The sequence below is a fragment of the Catellatospora vulcania genome, from assembly GCF_009720385.1.
GTDB classification, from domain to species: domain Bacteria; phylum Actinomycetota; class Actinomycetes; order Mycobacteriales; family Micromonosporaceae; genus Catellatospora; species Catellatospora vulcania.
The window spans coordinates 216065-235991 of record NZ_ML769303.1 but is presented as its reverse complement, the minus strand read 5'-3'; the positions used below and the strand labels follow the sequence as shown (position 1 = coordinate 235991).

Below are 19927 nucleotides of genomic sequence, written 5' to 3'. Positions count from 1 at the left end.
CTCATGGCTCGTGCCCCGCGAAGGCGCGTCCACCGCACCACCGCTCCCGGCCGCGTGACGCATGTCCGAACCTGCACCACGCGAACACGTCGGCTTCCCCTATCGCGGGGTCGCCGAGTACGTCAGCGGCACCCTTGCCTTCGTCCACACCGCCCTCGGCGCCGGGCAGCCGGTGCTGGTCGCCGTGCCCAGCGCGAAGCTGGAGATCCTGCGCGACTGCCTCGGCTCGTACGCCGAGCGGGTGCGCTTCACCGATCTGACCGTCGCCGGCCGCAACCCCGGCGCCATCCTGCCCGGGGTGCTGCTGGCCTTCGCCGACGAGTTCGGCGGCCGCCGCACCGCGATCGTCGCCGAGCCGCTGTGGCCGGGCCGCAGCGCGCTGGAGTATCCGGCCTGTGTCGCGCACGAGGCGCTGGTCAACCTCGCGTTCGCGGGCCGCGACGTGGCGCTGCTGTGCCCGTGCGACGCGGCGAACCTGGACCCGCACATGGTGTCGGACGCCCACCGCACCCACCCCGAGCTGCTGCTGCGCGGCGAGCGCCGACCGAGCCCCGCGTACGGCGACCCGCGGCAGACCGCCGTCGCGTTCCACCCGCCGCTGCCCGCTCCCCCGCCCTACGCGGCGACGATGCGCTACGACGCGGTGCACGACCTGGCCGGGGTGCGCTCCTTCGTGACCGGCCACGCGACCACCGCCGGGCTGAAGCCGGAGCGGCGCGACCTGCTCGCCGACGTCGTGTCCGAACTGGCCGGCGGCACCCTCGCGCACACCGACGGTCCCGGCGCGGTGAGCGTCTGGCCCGAACGCGACCTGGTGGTGTGCCAGCTGCGCGACTCCGGCCAGCTCACCCACCCGCTGGCCGGCGGCGGCGGCCTGCTGACCGCCAACCTGCACTGCGATCTGGTACGCGTGCACGCCCGCCCCGGCGCGACCACCATCCGCCTGCACATGGCCGTCCACGACTGAGCCCGGCCGGCCCTCGGCCCAGGTCAGGCGGAGTCGCGCACGATGAGTTCGGTGGGCAGCACGGTGGCGCTCTCCCCGGGCAGCTCACCGTTGGCGGCCGCGAGCAGGCCCTGCACGGCGGTCGCGCCCATCAGCTCGACGGGCTGGCGCACCGTGGTCAGCGCCGGGCGCACCTGCACGGCCAGGGCGTGGTCGTCGAACCCGACCACGGCCACGTCGTCGGGGATGCGCCGGCCGGCCTGGCGCAGGTAGCGCACCGCGCCCGCCGCCATCACATCGGACGCGGCGAACACCGCGTCTAGCTGCGGGCGCTGGCCGAGCAGCCGCTGCATGGCGTGGGCCGCGGACGCCTGGCTCCAGTCGCCGTACGCGACGGGCAGGTCGGTCAGCCCGGAGGCATGGATCGCGTCGCGGTAGCCGGCCAGGCGGTCGGCCCCCGGCCCGGTGTCCGGCGGGGCTGCGATGTGCCCGATCGACCGGTACCCCTTGCTCAGCAGGTGTTCCACAGCCGCGCGGGCCCCGCCGCGGTTGTCGGCGTCCACATAGGGCAGCTGGTAGGGGTGCAGCGGCCGGCCGACCACGGTCATCGGCAGCCCGAGCGCGGCCAGCGAGCCGGACAGCGGCAGCGGGCCGTGATCCGACACGATGATCACGCCGGCCAGGTTGCCGGCCCGCAGGTAGCGCCCGACGTTCTCGGCCAGCGAGCCGGACACGTTCGTCACCAGCAGCGGCAGATCGTAGCGCGCCAGCTCGGTCTCCACCGCGCCCAGGAAGCGGGCGAAGAACGGCTCGGTGAAGACCAGCCGGTGCCCGGCGTGCACGACCGCAGCCACGGCACGGGCCCCGGCCGACGAGCGCCCCCAGGCCGCCCGGTGCCGCCGGTAGCCGAGCCGGCTCGCCGCGTCGCAGACCCGCCGGTACGCCTCGGCGCTGACCTGGCTCGAGTTGTTGAGCACGCGCGAGGCGGTCGCGATGGAGACCCCGGCCGCGCGGGCCACCTCGGCCAGCGTGGCCGGCCCGGCAGGTCCCGGGTGCGGCGTGGAAGCGCTCCCGTCCGTCATTGATGCACCATAACCCGCTGTTCCCGGGCGGCGGTAGGGTTCGCGTACGCCATCGTCCACTGTGGGCGAAAGCAGCCCGGCTCACCCGGCGTAGACCAGGTCCATCGTGTCGGTGTGGCCGGGCCAGCTCAGGTACAACCGCCAGCAGCCCGGCCCCGGCAGGTCGATGATCGACGGCCCCGGTCCCCGAGAGACCTCGCGGAGCACCGGCTCGCCCGTACCCTCCCGCCGCGCCTTGATCGTCAGCGTGCCCGGCTCGGACGCCTCCCGGGACACCCACAGGATCTTGTTGCTCGCACCGTCCTTGCGGTCATGGGTCAGCGGGTGCCCGAACAGCACCGCGGCGATCTCACCCTGCACGCCGAGCACGTACACAGCCCGCGCGTCGCCGCTGAACCCGGCGCGCGCCCAGTCCGGCAGCGGCCCGTTCTCCACCTTGGTGGCGGCGCACCCCGGCGCGAGGGAGGGGGCCGCCGGCGACGGGCTCGGCGTGGCGGACGGCTGATCCTGTCCCGTGCAACCGGCGGCGAGCATGGCGCAAGCGGCCAGGACGGCTGCAGATTGCCTCAGCGAAACGGTCATCGGAGTCTCCCGGGTGCGGGGCGGCGGTCACCAGGACGAGTCGCCACAGCCCCGCACGGTTCCGGCACAGTCGCCCGACCCGCCGGACACCCTTGACCTCAAGCCTGGTTGAACTGGCAGGCTGTGCCGATGCGTGTGACGAATCGCCTGGTCCCGGCCGCCTACCGGGACGTGCTGCAGGTGCCGGGGTTCCGCCGCCTGCTGTCCGGCGAGACCGTGTCCTACCTCGGCGACGGGCTGAGCGTGGTCACCATCTCGCTGCTGGCCATCCGCATCGCCGCACCGGAGCGGGCGGCCCTCGTCGTCGGCGCGGCCGTCGCCGCGTACACGCTGCCCGCCGCGCTCGGCGCGCTGGCGCTGGCCCCGTGGCTGCGCCGGGTCGACGCGCGTCTACTGGTCACCGCGAACGCGCTGCTGCGGGCCGGCGGCCTGGGCGCAGCCGCCGTGCTGCACCTGCTCGGGCTGCTCTCCCCCGCCGGCTACGTCGCCCTGCTGGCCGTCTCGTCGCTGCTGGTCGCGTGGGGGTCGGCCGGCACCTACACGCTGGTCAGCCGACTCGTGCCGGCCGAGCACCGGCTGCCCGCGAACACGCTGCTCGGCACCAGCCAGACCACGGCCATCATCACCGGGCCGCCGCTGGCCGGGCTGCTGGTCGCCGCCACCGGCCCCGGCATAGCGCTGGCCGTCGACGCGCTGACCTACCTCGTGCTGGCCGCGCAACTGCGCCGCATCCCGGCCGCCGCCGCCCCGGCCGAGCCCGAGCCGACCGGCACCACCAGCGGCTTCCGCCTGCTGGCCCGGCGACCCGAGCTGCTCGGCCTGCTCGCGCTCACCGCGGTCTTCTTCTTCCTGTACGGCCCGGTCGAGGTGGCGCTGCCGCTGTTCATCGTCGACACGCTCGGCCGCTCGGCCGGCTTCCTCGGTGTCTACTGGGCCGTCTTCGGCGTCGGCGCGCTGCTCGGCGGCCTGCTCGCGGGCTCGCTGCGGCGGGTGACGCCGTGGCCGTTCACCATCGTGGTCATCGCGGGCTGGGGGGCTGCGCTGCTGCCGTTCGGGTTCACCACCTCGACCTGGATCACCATGGTCGGGCTGGCCGCCGGCGGCCTCATCTACGGCCCGTTCCCGGCGTTCAACATCACGCTGTTCCAGTCCGCGGCCGGTCCAACCGACCTGCCCGCGGTGCTGGCCGCCCGGGGTTCCATCACCGTGGCGGCCGCCCCGATCGGGGCCGCGTTCGGCGGGCCGCTGGTCGCCTGGCTCGGACCGGGCAGCACGCTGCTGGCCTCGGGCGCGGCGACGGTGGCGCTGGCCCTCGTCGCGGCCGCCCTCCGGCTGGCGGGCACGGCCCGGCGGCGGGCCGTGCCGGTGGCCGCCGCCACGAGCTGACGCGGCAGCGGCCCTGCCCGGACGGCACGGAAGCCGCTGCGGCGAAGGATTTTCCGGGAACAGGCCGTGTGCGGCACAGCGACGGATCAGAGTCGAAGCATGGAGAACCAAACCTGGCTGCAGATGCAGCAAGCACTGCGCGACATAGACTTTCCGGCGGATAAGCACGCAATCTTCTCACACGTCATCGAATACACCAGTGACGGTGACGTGCTGAAGCTCGCCCGGACGCTGCCGCCCGAGGTCTACCGGAACATGTCCGAGGTGCGCAGCTCGGTCCGGCTCGACCCGTCGGTCGAGGAGGGGACCACGGTCACGCAGAAGGCCGCCCAGGCACGCTCGCACAACAAGAAGGTCGCCTCGTACCTGCGCGAGGTCCCGAACACCGAGCTCAGCTGACCGGTCGCGCGGCGGCGGAGCCGGGGCGGGCGGACCCGCCCCGGCAGACCGTCATCGGGTGACGTTCACCGTCAGGGTGCCCGTCGCGGGGATGTTCACCGAGGTGGCGGTGGCGAAGTCGGCTCCGCCGTACCAGAAGTCCTCCTCGTTGCCCCAGATCTTGAAGCGCACCTTCTGCGGGCCGAGCACCAGCATGTCGCAGCTCATCGCGGGCCAGCCGCTGCAGCTGCCGCTGGTCTCGCCGGTCGCCGCGTGGTACGCCACGAACGCGCCGCTGTCCGGGGCGTTGACCGTGACCTTGGTGCCCTTCAGCAACTGGATGTCGTACACGACCGTTTTGCCCGCCCGCACCTTGACCTTGGTCGCGCCGGACCGGCCGCCCGAGTTCCCGCTCCACTGCGGCGCGTGGTCCTGGGCGTAGAAGTGCAGCGGCCACAGGTACGGACCGAGGAAGTCGACGGAGTAGGCGCCGTCGGCCGCCGCCGGGAAGTTGATGCCCCCGTCGCCGCTGTGGTAGTGGAAGTTGCCGAAGCCGACGTACGCCTTCTTGGCGGGCGTGCCGTCAGCTGCCCGGATCTTGCCGGTGACGGTGCCGCGGCGGTCCAGCTTGACGGTCGGCGCGGCGACGGTCTGCCCCGGCACGGCCGTGATGACCGCGGCCAGCGTCTGGGTGCCGGTGCCACCGTCGGCGGTGACCCACTGCGCGCCGTAGGGCGTGGGGTTCTGACTGTTCGGCAGCTTGTAGGCGAACAGCTGGTAGGTCCCGGCGGCCAGCCAGTCGATGACGACCTTGCCGGCGCTGTCGCTCTCCGCGCAGCCCGTGCCGATGGCGAGACCCGTGGGCACGATCGGCTGCACGCAGAAGCCCTCGACGGGCGCGCCGGTCTTCGCGTCGACCACCGTCGTGGTGACCTTCGCGACCGGGCTGAGCGCCACGGCGATCTCCGTGGTGACGCCTTCGGCAACCACGACCCCGGTCCGGGCCGCGCCGAGATAGCCTTCGGCGCTGACGTAGTACCGCTGCGCGCCGGCGGTGACACCCTCCAGCGTGAGCGAGCCGTCGACGCCGTCCGCGTGGATCATGCCGACCTCTCCCCAGAACGCCGGGATCGGCGCGCCGGTTACCGCGTCGGTCACGGTGAGGTGCACCGTGCCGGTCGGCAGCAGGGTGTCGTCGACCCGGGTGACCGCGTCCGCGGTCACGGTGAACGCCGTCGCGTCGGCGCGGTCGAGCTTGCCGTAGGCGTGCTGCTCGAAGTTGCGCTCCCAGCTGTAGAAGGACACCCGGTAGTCGTCGCTTTCGAACACACCGTCGATGCGGTAGTCGCCGGCCGCGTCCGTCATCGCGGAGTAGTACGGCCCGGCGTCGCTCTGCACCGACACCTGCACGTCGGCGATGCCCGCCCCGGCCCGGTCGACGAAACGCCCCGCGACGGAGCCGGAGGGCAGCAGCGTGTCGTCCACCGTCACGGTCTGGCCCACCGCCACCGGGTAGACGGAGGCGGTCTCGTGCCCGATCTTCCCCGGTGCGTACTGGTAGGCGCCCGAGGAGACCTCGAACAGCACCCGGTAGGAGCCCGGCAGCACCCGCAGCGTGTAGCGGCCGTCCTGATCGGTGTACGCGCTGACGCTGTCGCCGTCGGGCGAGTCGGCCCGCACGTACAGCGACGGCACGGGGTTGCCCGACCGGTCCCGGAACGTGCCGGTGATGGTGCCGGTCGGCAGCAGCGCGTCGTCGACGGTCACCTGACCGCCGGCGGGCACCGTGATGCTCGCCGCCGCGTAGTAGTCGACCGTCCCGTAGGCGTACTGGCCCGGCCGGCCCGACACGTCGAAGTAGACGCGGTAGGCCCCGGCGGGCAGGTCCGCGAGCTGGTAGTGGCCGGTCTCGTCGGTGGTGGTGTAGCCCCAGCCCTCACCGTCCACGGCCGTGGCCTGGACCGACGCGCCGTGGACGGGCTGACCGCCGTCCGTGAGCTGCCCGACGATCGTGCCGGGAGCAGCGGCCTGGGCAGGCGCAGCCAGGCCCAGGGTGCCGATGGCGAGCGCGAGGGCGAGCACGCCCAGTCGCCTCGCAGATGTTCTCAACATGACGTCCTCGAGGGGTACGCGAAGCGTCGCCGCGTTTCGCAAAGATGGAGCCGCCCCGTGAATCAACTGCGGCGCACGTGATTGTCCACGACGGACAGCTATCGTGCAGGCCCCCCGAACGGCGGCGACACCTACCCCAACAGCTGATCCCGCAGCACGGACCGATGGAGGAATCACCGGTGGCGGCGGAGCCGGGGCGGGCGGACCCGCCCCGGCAGACCGTCATCGGGTGACGTTCACCGTCAGGGTGCCCGTCGCGGGGATGCTCACCGAGGTGGCGGTGGCGAAGTCGGCTCCGCCGAACCAGAAGTGCTCGCGCTCGCCCCAGATCTTGAAGCGCACCTTCTGCCCCCCGAGCACCAGCATGTCGCAGGTCATCACCCACCTGCCGTTGCACATGCCGCTGGTCTCACCGGTCGCCGCGTGGTAGGCCGCGAACCAGCCGCTGTCCGGCGCGTTCACCGTGACCTTGGTGCCCTTGAGCAGCTGGATGTCGTAGGCGACGCTCTTGCCCGCCCGCACCTTGACCTTGGTCGCGCCCGAGCGGCCGCCCGAGTTGCCGCTCCACTGCGGGGCGTGTCCGTCGGCGTAGAAGTGCAGCGGCCACAGGTACGGCCCGAGGAAGTCCACGCTGTACGCGCCGTCGGAGGCCACGGCGTACGACATGGCCCCGCCGCCCATCTGGTAGTCGACGTTGCCGAAGCCGACGTAGGCGTTCTTGAGGGGGGTGCCGGCGGCCGACCGGACGGTGCCGGTGACGGTGCCCCTGCGGTCCAGCTTGATGGTCGGCCCGGTCACGGTCTGCCCCGCCACCGCGGTGACGACCGCGGCCAGCGGCTGGGTGCCGGTGCCGCCGTCGGTGGTGACCCACTGCGCGCCGTACGGCGAGGCGACGTCCGCGTGCCGCTGGCCGTAGGCGAACAGCTGGTAGGCGCCGGGACGCAGCGTGTCGATGAGCACCTTGCCCTCGCTGTCACTCGGCGTGCAGCCCATGCCGATCCCCAGCTCGGTCGGCACGATCGCCTCCACGCAGAAGTTCTCGACCGGCGCGCCGGTCACGGCGTCGACGACCGTCGCGGCGATCTTCGCGGTGCGCTCCAGCACCACGGCGACCTCTGCGGTCCCGTTCTCGGTGACCGAGACCCGGCCCGAGTTCAGGGTCTGGTAGCCACTCGCGTAGATCGAGTAGCGCTGACGGCCGACCGGAACACCGGCCGCCGTGGCCGTGCCGCCGGCGCCCTCGGCCGACAGGTTGCCCAGATACGCGGAGAACTCCGGCAGCGGCCCGCCCGTCACCGAGTCGGTCACCGTGAAACGCACCGAGCCGGTCGGCAGCTGCGTCTCGTCGACCCGCGTGGTCGCGCCACCGGTGACGGTCACCGGGGCGGCGTCGAGGCGCTCGACCTTTCCGTGGGCGTACTGGAAGACGCCGCCGCGGTTCCAGTCGACGAACTCGACCCGGTAGTCGGCCGGGAGAAGGTCGTCGAACCGGTACTCGCCGGCCGCGTCGGTGACCGCGAAGTGCCAGCGGTCCCCGGTCATGCTCGACGCCGTCACGTCCACGCCGGCCAGGCCCGCGCCGGCGCGGTCGGTGAAGCGGCCCGCGATGGCGCCGGTAGCCAGCACCGTCTCGTCCACGGTCACGGCCTGCCCGCCCGCCACCGTGTACCGGGTCGCGGACTGCTGGTCGACCGCGCCGGCGGCGTACTGGGTGCGGTCCGCGGCCACCTGGAAGGCGACCGTGTAGACGCCCGCGGACACCTGCAGCGTGTAGCGGCCGTCCTGGCCGGTCTGCGCCGAGACGCCGTCACCGCTGCCCACGGGCCCGGCCGACACCGTCACCCCGGCCACCGCGCCGCCCGCGCCGTCCCGGAGCGTGCCGGTGATCGTGCCCAGGGGCAGCAGCTCGTCGTCGATGGTCAGCTGACCGCCCGCACGCACGAGGAACGTCGACGCGTCGTTGGCGGCCACCGTCCCGGACGCGTACTGCGTCTGCCGGCCGGGCGCCTCGAAGGTGACCCGGTAGATCCCCGTCGGCAGGTCCGGCAGCGAGTAGTGGCCGGTGTCGTCGGTGGTGGCGTTTCCCCAGGCGGGGCTTTCCAGCGCCGTGGCCGAGACCCGCACCCCGGCGGCGGGCTGCCCGCCGTCGGTGAGCCGTCCGACGATGCTTCCGGTGCCGGCGGCCTGCGCCGGTGCGGCCAGGCCCAGGGTGCCGATGGCGAGCGCGAGGGCGAGCACGCCCAGTCGCCTCGCAGATGTTCTCAACATGACGTCCTCGAGGGGTACGCGAAGCGTCGCCGCGTTTCGCAATGGTGGAGCCGCCCCGTGATCAACTGCGGCGCAGTGATTGTCCACGAACGATCAGGTCCTCGCAGGTCCCCCGAACGTCACCGGAACCCGTCCGATCGGGCATCAGCGCACCTGAGAGCTGCCGCTGACGTCTCCCCGGCACGGCGTATCCCTGCGCACCGCGACGGCACCCGGCAGGCGGGCACCGCGCCGGCTCGATAGCGTGGTCTGCCGTGCGACCTCCCACGCAGCGCCTCTTCGTCGCGGTCTACCCGCCCGCACCGGCGATCACCGACCTGGCCGGGCTGGTGTCGCGGCTCGCCTTCACCCGGCCGCACCCCGAGGGCCTGTCGCTGCGGCCGGTGCCGCCGGAGCAGTGGCACGTCACCGTGGCTTTCCTGGGCGAGCTCGACCCGGCGCAGGTCGGCGCGACGACCGCGGCGATGAGCGACGCGGCGGCCGCTACCGGGCGCGCCCCGCGCCTGCGGCTGTCCGGCGGTGGGCGCTTCGACAACGGGCGGGCGGCCGCGGTCTGGGCCGGACTGCACGGCGACCTCGACGGCCTGCACGAACTCGCCGACCGGCTGCGCGCCGCGCTGACCGCCGCGCGCATCCCCTTCGACCCGCGCCCCTACCAGCCGCACCTGACCCTGGCCCGGCCCGGCGACCGGCTCGGCCCCGACGAGCTGCGCGAGATCATGGACCAGCTCGGCGCGTACGCCGGACCGGTCTGGGCCGCGCCCGCCCTCGTGCTCATGCGCAGCGACCATCCGGTGAGCAACCGCTACACCGAGGTGTTCTCCGCACCCCTGCCCGAATGACCACGGGCACACGTCGGCCCGGGACCGTAGCGGTCCCGGGCCGACGCGCGCCGTCCACTACCTGATCAGCTGCCAGGGGTTGCCGGAGCCGGTGGCGGGCGCCTGGTTGCGGGTGTACCACTTCGCCTCGTAGACGTGGCTCTGGTACGACACCCGGTCGCCGGCGTGGTACACCGTCGTGGGCGTCCAGGCGGCCGGGCTGCCGTCGGGTGACGGCGGGGCCAGCTCCTCCCAGGGACCGTTCGGGTCGCCCGGGGCCTGATTGCGGGTGTACCAGCGGGCGCGGAACCTCTTGTCCTGGTGGACCACGACGTCGCCGCCGGTGAAGATCCGCGACGCTGTCCAGACCGTCACGCCGTCCTCGGTCATGGCGAGTTCCTGCCACGGACCGTTCGGGTCGCCCGGCTTCTGGTTCTGCGCGTACCAGGAGGCCTTGAAGACCTTGCCCTGGTAGCCGACCTTGTCGCCTTCCTTGTACGCCTTCGACGCGACCCAGGCGGCCGGCAGGTTCACCGTCACCGTGCCGCTGCCCTGGGCGGGGTCGAGCTGGTCACTGCCGGCGTAGGACGCGGTCAGCGGATGGCTGCCCGCCGCGAGGCCCACCGGCAGCGCGAACGTCGCGGACCCGTCGGTCGTGGTGACCGAGCCGCGGACCTTGTCACCCTCGCGCAGCTCCACGGTGCCCGCCACGGGCAGCCCGCCTGCGGCGACCTTGACGGTGACCTTCGCCGCCGTGCCCCAGTCCACCGCCGCCGAGGTAACCGTGACCGCGGGTTTGCCCTTGCCGGTGCGGAACACCGCCGGCTGCGCCACGGCCGTGCCGTCGTCGGCGCTGCGCGCCGAGACGATCCAGGCGTACGACGTCACCGGCTTGAGCCCCGGCCAGGTCACCGCCGCGGTGCCGTTCGCCGCCACCTCGTCGGAGCCGATGACGCCGGCCGGCACGTAGACCGCCAGCGAGTCGGTGGAGAACGACGTCTTGCGGCTGGTCAGGTCGACGGGCAGGGTCAGGTTGTCCTCCGCGCCGTTGTAGCGCGGCCTGGTCTGGCTGCCGTCGGCGCGGATGTCGAACTCGGTCGCCCCGAAGGTGTCCAGGAACGGCGAGTACGTGTCGATATGCATCTCGGCGTTCTTGACGTCGAACTGCATCAGCCGCAGGAAGCTGGCGCCGAACTGCAGCCGGTCGGCGGCCTTGTGGTCGATCGTGCCGTCGCCGTCGACGTCGATGTTCCCGTTCGCGTCGACCCTGTCGGGCCACAGGTCGCTCGCGGGCACCGTGTAGAACTGGTAGTCCGCCAGCAGCTCGACGACGTCGTGCGACACCGTCACGCCGACCTTCGACTTCAGGTTGATGCCGACGCCGTGCTCGTGGCCGGCGAGGATCAGGAACACGTTCGGGTTGTTCTCGACGACGCCCTTGTAGAGAGCGGAGCCGTCCGGGTCGGAGAACGCCGCCCCGCGGCCGTCGGGGTTCGCCGACGGCTTGAGGTAGTCGTGGGAGAGCAGGATCCCGTTGCGGTCCTTGTACCGCTTGAAGATCGAGTCAGCCCACCGGGCCTCGGCCGGGGTGACGCCGTAGGACAGGCCGACCGCGACGAAGTCCAGACCGCCCGCGCTGAACAGCACGTAGTTGTTCTGGTTGTCCCGGCCCGGGGTCACCGTGCCGTCGGCGTCGGCGACCTCGTCCCACGCGTGGTACGACGCACCGGCGGGCCACGACTTCGCCACGCCGTAGTACCGGTCGGCGCTGAACGTCTTACTGAACCGGGAGTCCGGCCCGGTCTCGGCACCGAGCTGGTCGTCGTGGTTGCCCGCGATGACCTGGTTCACCACACCGCTGTCGTCGAGGATCTTCTGGTACCCCGACGAGACCGCCAGCTCCTTCTCGACCTGCTCATGCAGGCCTGGCCGCAGCAGCGTGCCGTCGGGGTTCCTCGCGAGCGGGTCGTAGTAGTCGTTCTCGATGATGTCGCCGGTGTGCGCGGAGTACGCGATCTTGCGGCTGGCCGCGTTGTCCGCGATCCACTGCGTCTCCGCACGGTAGGCCGCCTGCCAGATGGCCTGCTCCTCCGCGGCCATCACGTCCCACGGCTCGGCCTTGCCGTCCCAGTCGTCGTACGTGCCGCCCGCCGCCCCCTCGGTCAGGTACTGCGTGTCGGTGAAGTGCGAGATCGCGAAGTCGTACGTGCCTGCGTCCTCGAAGTGGTTCTTGTCGGCTGCCGCGGACGCGTCGCGCGGCGACAGGTCGTCGGCGAACGGATCCTCACCGGTGACCAGCACGTGCACGGTCGTGCCGTCCCGGTAGCCGGCGGCCAGCGGCGCGGTCAGCACCGTGCTGCGGGCGGCCTGCCCGCGGGAGCTGGTGAGCACCGTCCACTTCGCCGCGGCCGGGTCCCACACCCGCAACGCCACCAGCCGCTTCGGGTCGATGGCGCCCTCCCAGCGCAGCGTCGGCGGCGCGGCGGTCTCCCCGATCGTCAGGTCGTACCGCTGGAACACCACGTCACGGCCGGACGGCGTGTCTACCGTCAGGCCGTCGAGCGGACGCAGCGAGTCCACCTTGACGGCCGTGTCGTGCGCGACGTCGAGCGTGCTCGGCACGGCGACCGCCTCGCCCTGGTAGCCCGCGGTCGGCAGCACCACGTCGGCCTTGGTGAAGGTGGCCGTCAGCGGCACACCCTGCTCGCCGGGGATCCGGGCAGACAGCCTGGCCGACGGCGCATTGGGGTCGGACACGGTCGCGGTCAGCTCGGCCGGGACGTCCGGGATGCTCGCGCTGGTGAAGCGGATCTGCCGGGTGCCGGTGTTGCCGAGCACGTCGGTCGCCGTGACCGCGATCGTGTGCGGGCCGGCGGGCAGGCCGTGGCCGATCTGGTCGCCCTGCGCGACCGTCTTGCCGTCCAGCGTCATCGTCGGCGTGCCGGCCACGCCCGAGGCGTCCTTGACCTTGACGTTGAGCGCCACCGTCGCGACCAGCTTCTGGCCCTCGGCGGGCACGCTCCCGTCGAGTTCCGGCGCCGTGTTGTCGACGGTGAACCGCCGCGTCGAGGTCCTCCCACCGACGACGGCCGTGATGGTGTGCCGCCCGTCCGCCAGTTTCGCGGTGTCGACGTCGGCCCGCGTGCCGAGCACCGGCAGCGCCGCGCCGTCCGCGGCGGTGACGTCGAACAGCATCGCCTTGACCAGCGCGCTGTTGAAGCTGCTGCCGCAGGTGCCGTCACCCATGTGCACGGTCACCGGCGCGCCCGCCGGGTAGCTCGCCGACCCGATGGTCACCGTGGTCTGCGCGAGCTGCCGGGTCAGCTGCGTCGCCTTCGCACCCGCCGGGAGCAGCTCGAAGTCGCGCAGCGTGAAGTCGTCGAAGTTGTCGCAGCCGCCCGGCTTCGCGCTGCCGTGGTCGCTGCCCGCGACGAACTCCAGCACGTTGACGCCGGGCACCAGCCACTCGTTCGGGAACGCGACGTCCGCGGTCTCCTTCTCCCACACCCCGAGGTCCAGCGGGATGCCGTTGATCAGGACCTTGTTGTCGTACCCGTTGTCGGTGCCGTTGCCGCCGACGAACATGCGCAGGTGCGCGTCGCCGCCGCTGCCCAGGGTGCCGACGGTGCGCACGGTCGGCGCACCCGCGATGTCGAAGTGGAACTCGGCGTCCTTGCCGGGCCCGCACGTGCCGTCGCCCAGCGCCAGCGAAACGGCCGTCGTCTCGGCCTTCGTCTCCGTCGTCCCCGTCGTCGTCACCAGGTACGTCGTACCGGACGTCACCGTGCCCGCCACGCTCAGCGCGAGCTTCGCCGAAGCCCGGGTGACCTTGAAGTCGTCGTGGTTGGCGCAGGTCGCGCCGCTCGCCGTGCCGTTGTAGTCACCTGTGCGGACCTGGACGACGTTGTCGCCATTACGCAGGAACCGGGTCGGGAACCGCAGGCTGACGTCCTCCGCGCCCAGCGCGCCGAAGTCGCCGCCGAGGTCGACGCGGTTGCCGTTGACCAGCAGGAAGTTGTGGTACTTCGCCTCGGCGGAGTTGCCTGCCTCGACGGTCAGGCCGAACGTGGCGGTGCCCGCGGCCAGCGTCTCCGCGTTCGCGGCCGGGACGCCGTCGATCGCCAGCGACTCGACCGCGTCGCCGCTGCCGAACGGCTGCGCCGCGATGACCAGCTGCGTGCCGCGCGACAGCGCGCCATCGGCCGGCGTCACCTTCGCCGCCCCCGCCGGGGCGTTGTTGACCTCGACGGTGACACTGGTCCGCGCGCCCGACTCCGCCGTCGCGACGACCGTGTGCGAGCCGTTGGACAGCTTCGTCGTGTCCAGGTCGGCGCTGAGCCCGGCGGTGCTGCCCGGCTCACCGGAGACGACGAATGTCAGCGGCTGGCTCAGCAGGCGCTTCGAGCTGCCGCAGGTGCCGTCACCGAAGCTGTAGCTGAACGCGTTCTGCTCGCCGTCGGCCACCACCCCGAGCAGGCCCAGGCCGATGCTGCTCAGCGCGAAGTCGTCGAAGTTCGGGCAGCGCATGCCCTCCCCGTACGGCAGCTGCTCCACCCCGACCGCGGTCGCGTTCGTGGTGTCGACCCAGTTCGCCCCTGCCTTGACGGTGATCGTGTTGGTGCCGGTCTGCAGCCACGAGCCCGGGAAGTCCAGCGTGCCGCGCGTTCCGCCGGCGACGTCCGGAAGGAAGATCCGGTCGGCGTCCGCGGTGTGCCCGTTGACCACGATGTAGTTGTGGTAGCGGGCCTCGGTGCCGTTGCCGCCCATGTCGAAGCTCAGGCGCGCGGTGCCGGCGGTCTTGTCCGCGCGGACCGTCACGCCGTCGACCGTCAACGCGGCGACCGAGTCGCCCTCCACGGTCGGCCCCGCGGTGACCTTCACGGTGCCTTCGAGGCTCTGGCCTTCGCGCAGGTCGAGAGTCGGCGCGCTGTCCGACGCCGACGCCGGCGAGCCGTCCGCGGCGACCGCCGCGACGATCCCGGCACCCGTGCCGGTGACGAGCGCGAGCGCGAGCACCGGCCCGAGTAGGCGCGGACGTCTCCGTCCGCGACTCCAAAGGTGGATCATGAGGGGGTGTCTCCTTAGGTGACATTCGTGAGCTGCACCGCTGCGACAGCGGTGACACCGGCGCCGAACAACGTGATGCCGGCGGCGGCGAGAACAGGGGCCACCCGGGTGGCCAGATGCAGGGCGGCGCTCGACCGGGCCCCACGGACTACCAGCGAACCGCCCGCGATCGCGAGCACGCCGACCCCCGACAGCACCACGGCCATGCCGATGCCGAACGTCATCACCAGCAGCAGCGCGAACCCCGGCCGCCCGATGAACAGCCCGGTCACCAGCACCAGGAAGGCGGCCGGCGACGGGGTGAGGCCCCCGGACACCCCGAGCAGCACCAGCCCTGGCCGTTTACCGTGGCCGCGGGTGTGAGCCGCGTCGATGTCGTGCGCAGGTGCGGAATCGGTTTCGTGCGCGTGGTCGAGGCCGTAAGCACGACGGTGCCCGTGCGTATGACGGTGCCCGTGCGCATGTCCGTGGCTGTGCGTATGTCCGTGGCTGTGCGAGGGGTCATGCGAAGGTCCGTGGCTGTGCGAGTGGCCGTGCGATCCGCCGTTCCCACGGACGTGCCGTCGCACCAGGCCGAGACCCGTCGCGAGGACGAGCAGACCGGCGAGCAGTTGCAGCCAGCCGGTCAGCTCCTCCATCCGCAGGAGGTCGGAGAGGGACAGGAACGTCCAGGCCAGGCCGATGACGAGCACCGACACGGTGTGCATGACGGCCACCGACCCGCCGAGCCAGGCGGCGTCGCGGAGCCTGCCGCGTGACCCGATGAGATAAGCCGCGGCCAGGCTCTTGCCGTGACCCGGAGCGACCGCATGCGCCGCACCCGCGACGAAAGCGAGCCCGAACGCCAGCGGTGGCACCCCCGGTGAGTGGATGACGTTCTGCAACTGGTCCGCGATGGACGCGGTGGATGCGGCGGCGCTCATGCGATGACCTGCCGCCCGCGGGCCCACCGGCGGCACAGCAGCGCCGCGAGCGCCGCCACCAGCACACCGCCGATGACGGCGGACAGCTGGACCGCGGCGCTGCGGCCGAGGTCCGCGGTGGTCGGGGGCGGTGCGTCGCCGAGGACCCAGTCGTGGCGGGGCTGTTCGGAGGTGTACACCGCGCGGGCGCCGTCCGGTCCCGTGGCCAGCGTGCGGTACGCGGGATTGAGGTCGGTCAGCGTGCGCACCGTGACCGCGACGGCGCCGACCGGGCCGGGGCACGTGTAGTCGATGGTGACACCGCTGCGGGCCAGGTCGGCCGGTGGGGTGAGGGTCCCCGCGCACGCCTGCCCGGCGCTTTCGACGGTGATCTGCCTCAGCAGGTACGCCGTGAACTCGCCGGACGGGGCGATCGTCGCCGCGTCGGAGTCGTGGAAGAAGACCGCGCCGTCGAGCATGACCCGGTCCTGCGGCAGCAGGCCGAGCGCGACGCCGAGCAGGGTCAGGTCGTCGGCGCCGCCCACCCTCCAGCGGACATGCACGACCTCGGGATGCGCGGCATCGGGTGCGACGGCGACGGTCTGCGGATCTCCGAACGGGTGTGCTCCCGCCGGGGCGGCCGTGGCGAACAGGGTCACGACGAACGCCATTAGCGCGAAGGCGACCGTCGCGCCGCGACGCGGCCGATGTGCGTATGAGGGCAAGGACGTGGCTCCGGATCCCTTGGTGCTTGTGGCACGCCGAGGGCGCAACCAGCCAGGGACTCTGCCGAGCGTTCGCGAACTCGAATGATGGCCCCAGTGATCATCAGAGGTCGTCCGCGTGAACAGTCGGTAGCCCAATCACGAGCGTGTATATGCGGCGGATGTCGGACGCCGCAGCACACCGTCGGGTCGGCGCCCGACCGTCCTCATGCAACCGTCACGGCAAGCCGTTCCGTGTCATACCCGTACCGACGGACGAACCAGAACAGGATCGGGGCGAGATGGATCGTGACGGCGAGTTCACGGCCTACTGCGCGGCTCGGAGCGAGACGCTGCGCAACACCGCGTACCTGCTGTGCGGTGACTGGCACCTGGCGCACGACCTCACCCAGACCGCGCTTATCAAGCTGTACCTGGCCTGGTCGCGGGTGAACCGGCACGGGGCGCTCGACGCCTACGCCCGCCAGGTGCTGGTGCGGGTGTTCCTCGACGAACGCCGCCGTCCCTGGCGGCGCGAACGCGGTGTCGCCGACCCGGCGGTGTTCGACCGCCCGGCGCACGACCCGGCGATCGCGGAACGGCTGGCCGTCCGAGCCGCGTTGGCCGAGGTGCCACCGCGTCAGCGGGCCGCGCTCGTGCTGCGGTTCTGGCTGGACCTGTCGGTCGACCAGGCGGCCGAGGCACTGCGGTGCTCACCCGGCACTGTGAAGAGCCAGACCGCACGCGGCCTGGCGACGCTGCGGGCCGCGCTGGAGCGGATGCCCGAACTCACGGAAGGACAGCGCAGATGAACGACGTCAGGGAGGCGTTCGGAAGGCTGCTGGAGGAACCGGGGCCACCGCCGGCCACGGCCGTGCAGCTGCTCGGGGCCGCGCACCGGGCGCAGGCACGGCGGCGGCGTGCTTTCGGCGTGGCCGGGGCGGCGCTTGCGGTGCTCGCCGTGGTGGGCGCGGGATGGCTGATCCCCACCGAACGGACGCCTCCGCCGACGGCGACGGCGACGGCGACGGCGACGGCGACGGCGACGGCGACGGCGACGGCCAGTCCTTTCAGCGGCCGGCCCCTGTCGGAACCCGCTGCCCGGCTCGTCGCGCAGCGGATGGAGAAGGCGCTGAGCAAGGTCCTCCCGGCGGGTGTGATCCCCATCGGCGAGGCCTCGGAGTGGGGCGGCGACGGCAGCAGCCCGCCGAACGGGATCACCACCGTGGGCGCGTTCACCGACCTGTTCGTCGGCCCGCGGCACGGGCCGCTCAAGGGCGGTCAGTTCCTGGCATACCTGCTGGCCGGTACGGAGACAGGTGACGGCGATCTCTGCGCGCTCGCGCCGGACCGCCGCCTGATGAACGGCACGGAGATCGGCTGCGAAGTGCTGGCGATCCGCGGCAGCAAGGTGCGGGTGGGACGCATGCGCGAGGCCGTCGCGCCGACCCGGGTCGCGAGCGGGTACGTCGAGTTCCACTACGCCGCCCGCTACGTCGACGGGTGGATGATCATTGTCTGGGAGCTTCCGTACACCAACGAGCCGCTGGACAACCCGGTCGGCGAGGGGGCGGTGCCGATGCTCGACCAGCCGGTCTTCAGCCCACGCGGCTGGCGGAACTGACCCTGGAGCCTGGATTCGCCCCACCGGCGTGACGCGCGTGGTCGCCGACCGCACGGCACCGGCATCAGGGCCCGACCGTTTCCGGTGCGCGCCCTGATGCCGGCCGGTGCGATGCCGCTCAGGCGCGGGCCGGCACCCGGCCCAGGGTGCGGATCGGGCGGGCGGCCAGCAGGGCGACGGCGGTGAGCAGGGCGACCACGACGCCCACCAGGAGCACCCGGTCGGTGCCGAACGCCCCGACGGCCGGCCCGGCCAGCGCGCTGCCGATCGGGTACATGCCGACGGAACCGGCGACCTCGTACGCGTGGACGCGGTTGAGCACCTCGCCCGGCACCTGGGTCTGCACGCTGGTGGCCCACATGACGCCCCAGACGCCGATCCCGGCCCCGACCGCGACCTGGGCGGCGGCGAGCAGCCAGACCGGCCAGCCGAGCACGATCCCGAGTGGATAGAGCGGGTAGGCCAGCATGGCCACGGCTCCGGCCGCGAGCGGCCGCGCGGGCTTGTAGCGGATCGCCAACAGGCCACCGGCCACGGTGCCCGCGCCCAGCGCGCAGTTGAGCAGGCCGAAGGCGGTCGCGCCGTGCTCGGGCACGATGACCCCGGCGGCCACCGACAGCTGCGGCCCCCAGGACAGCACCGCGAAGAACATCCAGATCGCGATGACGCCCCAGAGCCACGCCCGGGAGCGGAACTCCTGCCAGCCGACCGCCAGGTTGCGCCACAGGCTCTCGCCGGCAGGCGGGGCGGGCACCACCCCGAGCCGGAGCGCGAGCAGGCAGATCGCGCTGGTCCCGTAGGCGACGGCGGCGAGCACCATCACCCAGCCGGTGGCCCCGAACCCGACCAGGGCGCCGGCCAGCGCCGGGCCGCCGAGCCCGGTGAGCGCCTCCGCCGTACGCAGCACCCCGTTGGCGCCCTGCACGTCACGGGCCACCAGCGGGACGGTCGACGACGCGCCCGGCTGGAACATCGCGTTGGCGGTGCCGGCCATCGCCAGCACCGTGTACAGCTGCCAGAGGTGGTCGATGCCGTAGAAGAACAGCAGGGCGAGCAGCACGTGGGCGGCGAGGTTGGCCAGATCGGCGGCGATCATCATGCGGCGGGCGGTGAACCGGTCGGCGAGGACCCCGCCGAACAGCACCAGCCCGGCGAACGGGCCCACCAGGAAGGCCATCGCGTACCCGGCGGTGTCCAGGCCGTACCCGCCGCTGAGCAGCCCGGCCGCAACCGCGACCGGCAGCATGGCCCAGCTGAGCAGCCCGGCGCTGCGGCCGGTGAAGTAGTACCGGAAGTTGCGGGACCAGATCGCCGGTTCCCTGGTCGTGACCTGCGGGGAGGGTAGCGCTGACGGAGGTCTGCGGGACGGCTGGAGTGCGACGGTGTCGTTGTGGCTCACGCCGCAGCACATTACGTGCACACGCACTTAATGCACAAGAACTAAATGACGGCACACCTTGTGTGCTGCAACCTTATGCGCCATCACCTAGTGCATATACATTTAGTGCAATCGCATGTGCTAGCCTGCGCGTCATGGAGACCACCGCCGTCGGCACCCGGGTCGATCGAGCCCTCGTCGACCAGTGGCGGGAGCTGACAGCCCGCCAGGTCCGCATCGGGAACGCCCTGGAGCAGGCGCTCGAACAGCAGCACGGCCTGAGCTGCCAGGAATTCGAGGTGCTGGACCAGCTCGCGGAGTGCGCACCAGAGGACAAGCCGCGGGTTCAGGACATCGCGGACGTCGTGTCGATCACCCAGAGCGCCCTGTCCCGCCTCATCGGCCGCCTGGAGAAGCAGGGCCTCATCGAGCGCCGGCTCTGCGAGGTCGACCGCCGGGGCATCAACGTGTTCCTGACCGACGCCGGCCGCGCCCGGCACGCCACGGCCCGCCCGACGTACTGCGAGGTGCTGGCGGGGCAGCTCGCCCCCGGCGACGCCGCGGATGCGGCTGCGCCAAAGCGCGGGCTGGGCGAGATCCTCGAGTCGCGGAGAGACACCTCCGACCGGCACCGGTACGGCGCCACGGAATGAGAGGGGCCGGGACCAACCGGTCCC

At 72.5% G+C, this 19927-nt stretch carries 15 protein-coding genes; 7 read left to right on the top strand and 8 right to left on the bottom strand.

The annotated features are described in order from the left end of the window. Positions 1-61: 61 nt before the first annotated feature. Positions 62-967, top strand: a complete 906-nt coding sequence (locus F6W97_RS09135; protein ID WP_155369774.1) for an MEDS domain-containing protein — start codon at positions 62-64, stop codon at positions 965-967. 23 nt (positions 968-990) lie between these two features. On the opposite strand, the gene F6W97_RS09130 is transcribed toward F6W97_RS09135, so the two are convergent. Both F6W97_RS09130 and F6W97_RS40520 read right to left on the bottom strand, forming a co-directional pair. Continuing rightward, on the bottom strand, positions 991-2028 hold the full coding sequence (locus F6W97_RS09130; protein ID WP_155369773.1) for a LacI family DNA-binding transcriptional regulator: 1038 nt from the start codon (positions 2026-2028) through the stop codon (positions 991-993). Positions 2029-2109: 81 nt separating this feature from the next. Next, on the bottom strand, positions 2110-2610 hold the full coding sequence (locus F6W97_RS40520) for a hypothetical protein (protein WP_230686518.1): 501 nt from the start codon (positions 2608-2610) through the stop codon (positions 2110-2112). Positions 2611-2739: 129 nt separating this feature from the next. Between F6W97_RS40520 and F6W97_RS09120 the strand changes: the two genes are divergently transcribed. Further along, the gene (locus F6W97_RS09120; RefSeq protein ID WP_155369772.1) at positions 2740-3996 is read left to right on the top strand and encodes an MFS transporter; all 1257 of its coding nucleotides are present in this window, start codon (positions 2740-2742) and stop codon (positions 3994-3996) included. A 99-nt stretch (positions 3997-4095) separates the two neighbouring features. Continuing rightward, on the top strand, positions 4096-4395 hold the full coding sequence (locus F6W97_RS09115) for a DUF2795 domain-containing protein (protein WP_155369771.1): 300 nt from the start codon (positions 4096-4098) through the stop codon (positions 4393-4395). A 51-nt stretch (positions 4396-4446) separates the two neighbouring features. On the opposite strand, the gene F6W97_RS09110 is transcribed toward F6W97_RS09115, so the two are convergent. After that, positions 4447-6486: a carboxypeptidase regulatory-like domain-containing protein gene (locus tag F6W97_RS09110; protein ID WP_155369770.1), complete on the bottom strand. Its 2040-nt coding sequence runs from the start codon at positions 6484-6486 to the stop codon at positions 4447-4449. Positions 6487-6708: 222 nt separating this feature from the next. After that, a complete protein-coding gene (locus tag F6W97_RS09105) occupies positions 6709-8754 on the bottom strand; it encodes a carboxypeptidase-like regulatory domain-containing protein (RefSeq protein WP_155369769.1) in 2046 nt (681 codons plus the stop codon). 254 nt (positions 8755-9008) lie between these two features. Between F6W97_RS09105 and thpR the strand changes: the two genes are divergently transcribed. After that, positions 9009-9596, top strand: coding sequence for an RNA 2',3'-cyclic phosphodiesterase (gene thpR, locus F6W97_RS09100; RefSeq protein WP_196279035.1), 588 nt, complete (start codon positions 9009-9011; stop codon positions 9594-9596). Between the two features lie 57 nt (positions 9597-9653). On the opposite strand, the gene F6W97_RS09095 is transcribed toward thpR, so the two are convergent. From F6W97_RS09095 to F6W97_RS09085, 3 genes are all read right to left on the bottom strand, one after another. Next, positions 9654-14591: a carbohydrate-binding protein gene (locus F6W97_RS09095; protein WP_196279034.1), complete on the bottom strand. Its 4938-nt coding sequence runs from the start codon at positions 14589-14591 to the stop codon at positions 9654-9656. Between the two features lie 65 nt (positions 14592-14656). After that, on the bottom strand, positions 14657-15565 hold the full coding sequence (locus tag F6W97_RS09090) for a HoxN/HupN/NixA family nickel/cobalt transporter (protein ID WP_155369766.1): 909 nt from the start codon (positions 15563-15565) through the stop codon (positions 14657-14659). Beyond that, positions 15562-16215, bottom strand: coding sequence for a hypothetical protein (locus F6W97_RS09085; protein ID WP_155369765.1), 654 nt, complete (start codon positions 16213-16215; stop codon positions 15562-15564). The genes F6W97_RS09090 and F6W97_RS09085 overlap by 4 nt, the downstream gene beginning before the upstream one ends. Before the next feature lie 335 nt (positions 16216-16550). Here F6W97_RS09085 and F6W97_RS09080 point away from each other — a divergent pair, with 335 nt between their 5' ends. Together F6W97_RS09080 and F6W97_RS09075 are read left to right on the top strand one after the other, a co-directional pair. Beyond that, complete coding sequence (locus tag F6W97_RS09080; RefSeq protein WP_155369764.1) at positions 16551-17060, top strand: SigE family RNA polymerase sigma factor; 510 nt, start codon at positions 16551-16553, stop codon at positions 17058-17060. Further along, complete coding sequence (locus F6W97_RS09075; RefSeq protein ID WP_155369763.1) at positions 17057-17872, top strand: hypothetical protein; 816 nt, start codon at positions 17057-17059, stop codon at positions 17870-17872. Before F6W97_RS09080 ends, F6W97_RS09075 begins: the two co-directional genes overlap by 4 nt. 118 nt (positions 17873-17990) lie before the next feature. Here F6W97_RS09075 and F6W97_RS09070 read toward each other — a convergent pair whose 3' ends face one another. Continuing rightward, a complete protein-coding gene (locus F6W97_RS09070; RefSeq protein ID WP_230686517.1) occupies positions 17991-19271 on the bottom strand; it encodes an MFS transporter in 1281 nt (426 codons plus the stop codon). A gap of 134 nt (positions 19272-19405) precedes the next feature. Between F6W97_RS09070 and F6W97_RS09065 the strand changes: the two genes are divergently transcribed. Further along, positions 19406-19903: a MarR family winged helix-turn-helix transcriptional regulator gene (locus tag F6W97_RS09065; protein ID WP_155369762.1), complete on the top strand. Its 498-nt coding sequence runs from the start codon at positions 19406-19408 to the stop codon at positions 19901-19903. Positions 19904-19927: the final 24 nt, after the last annotated feature.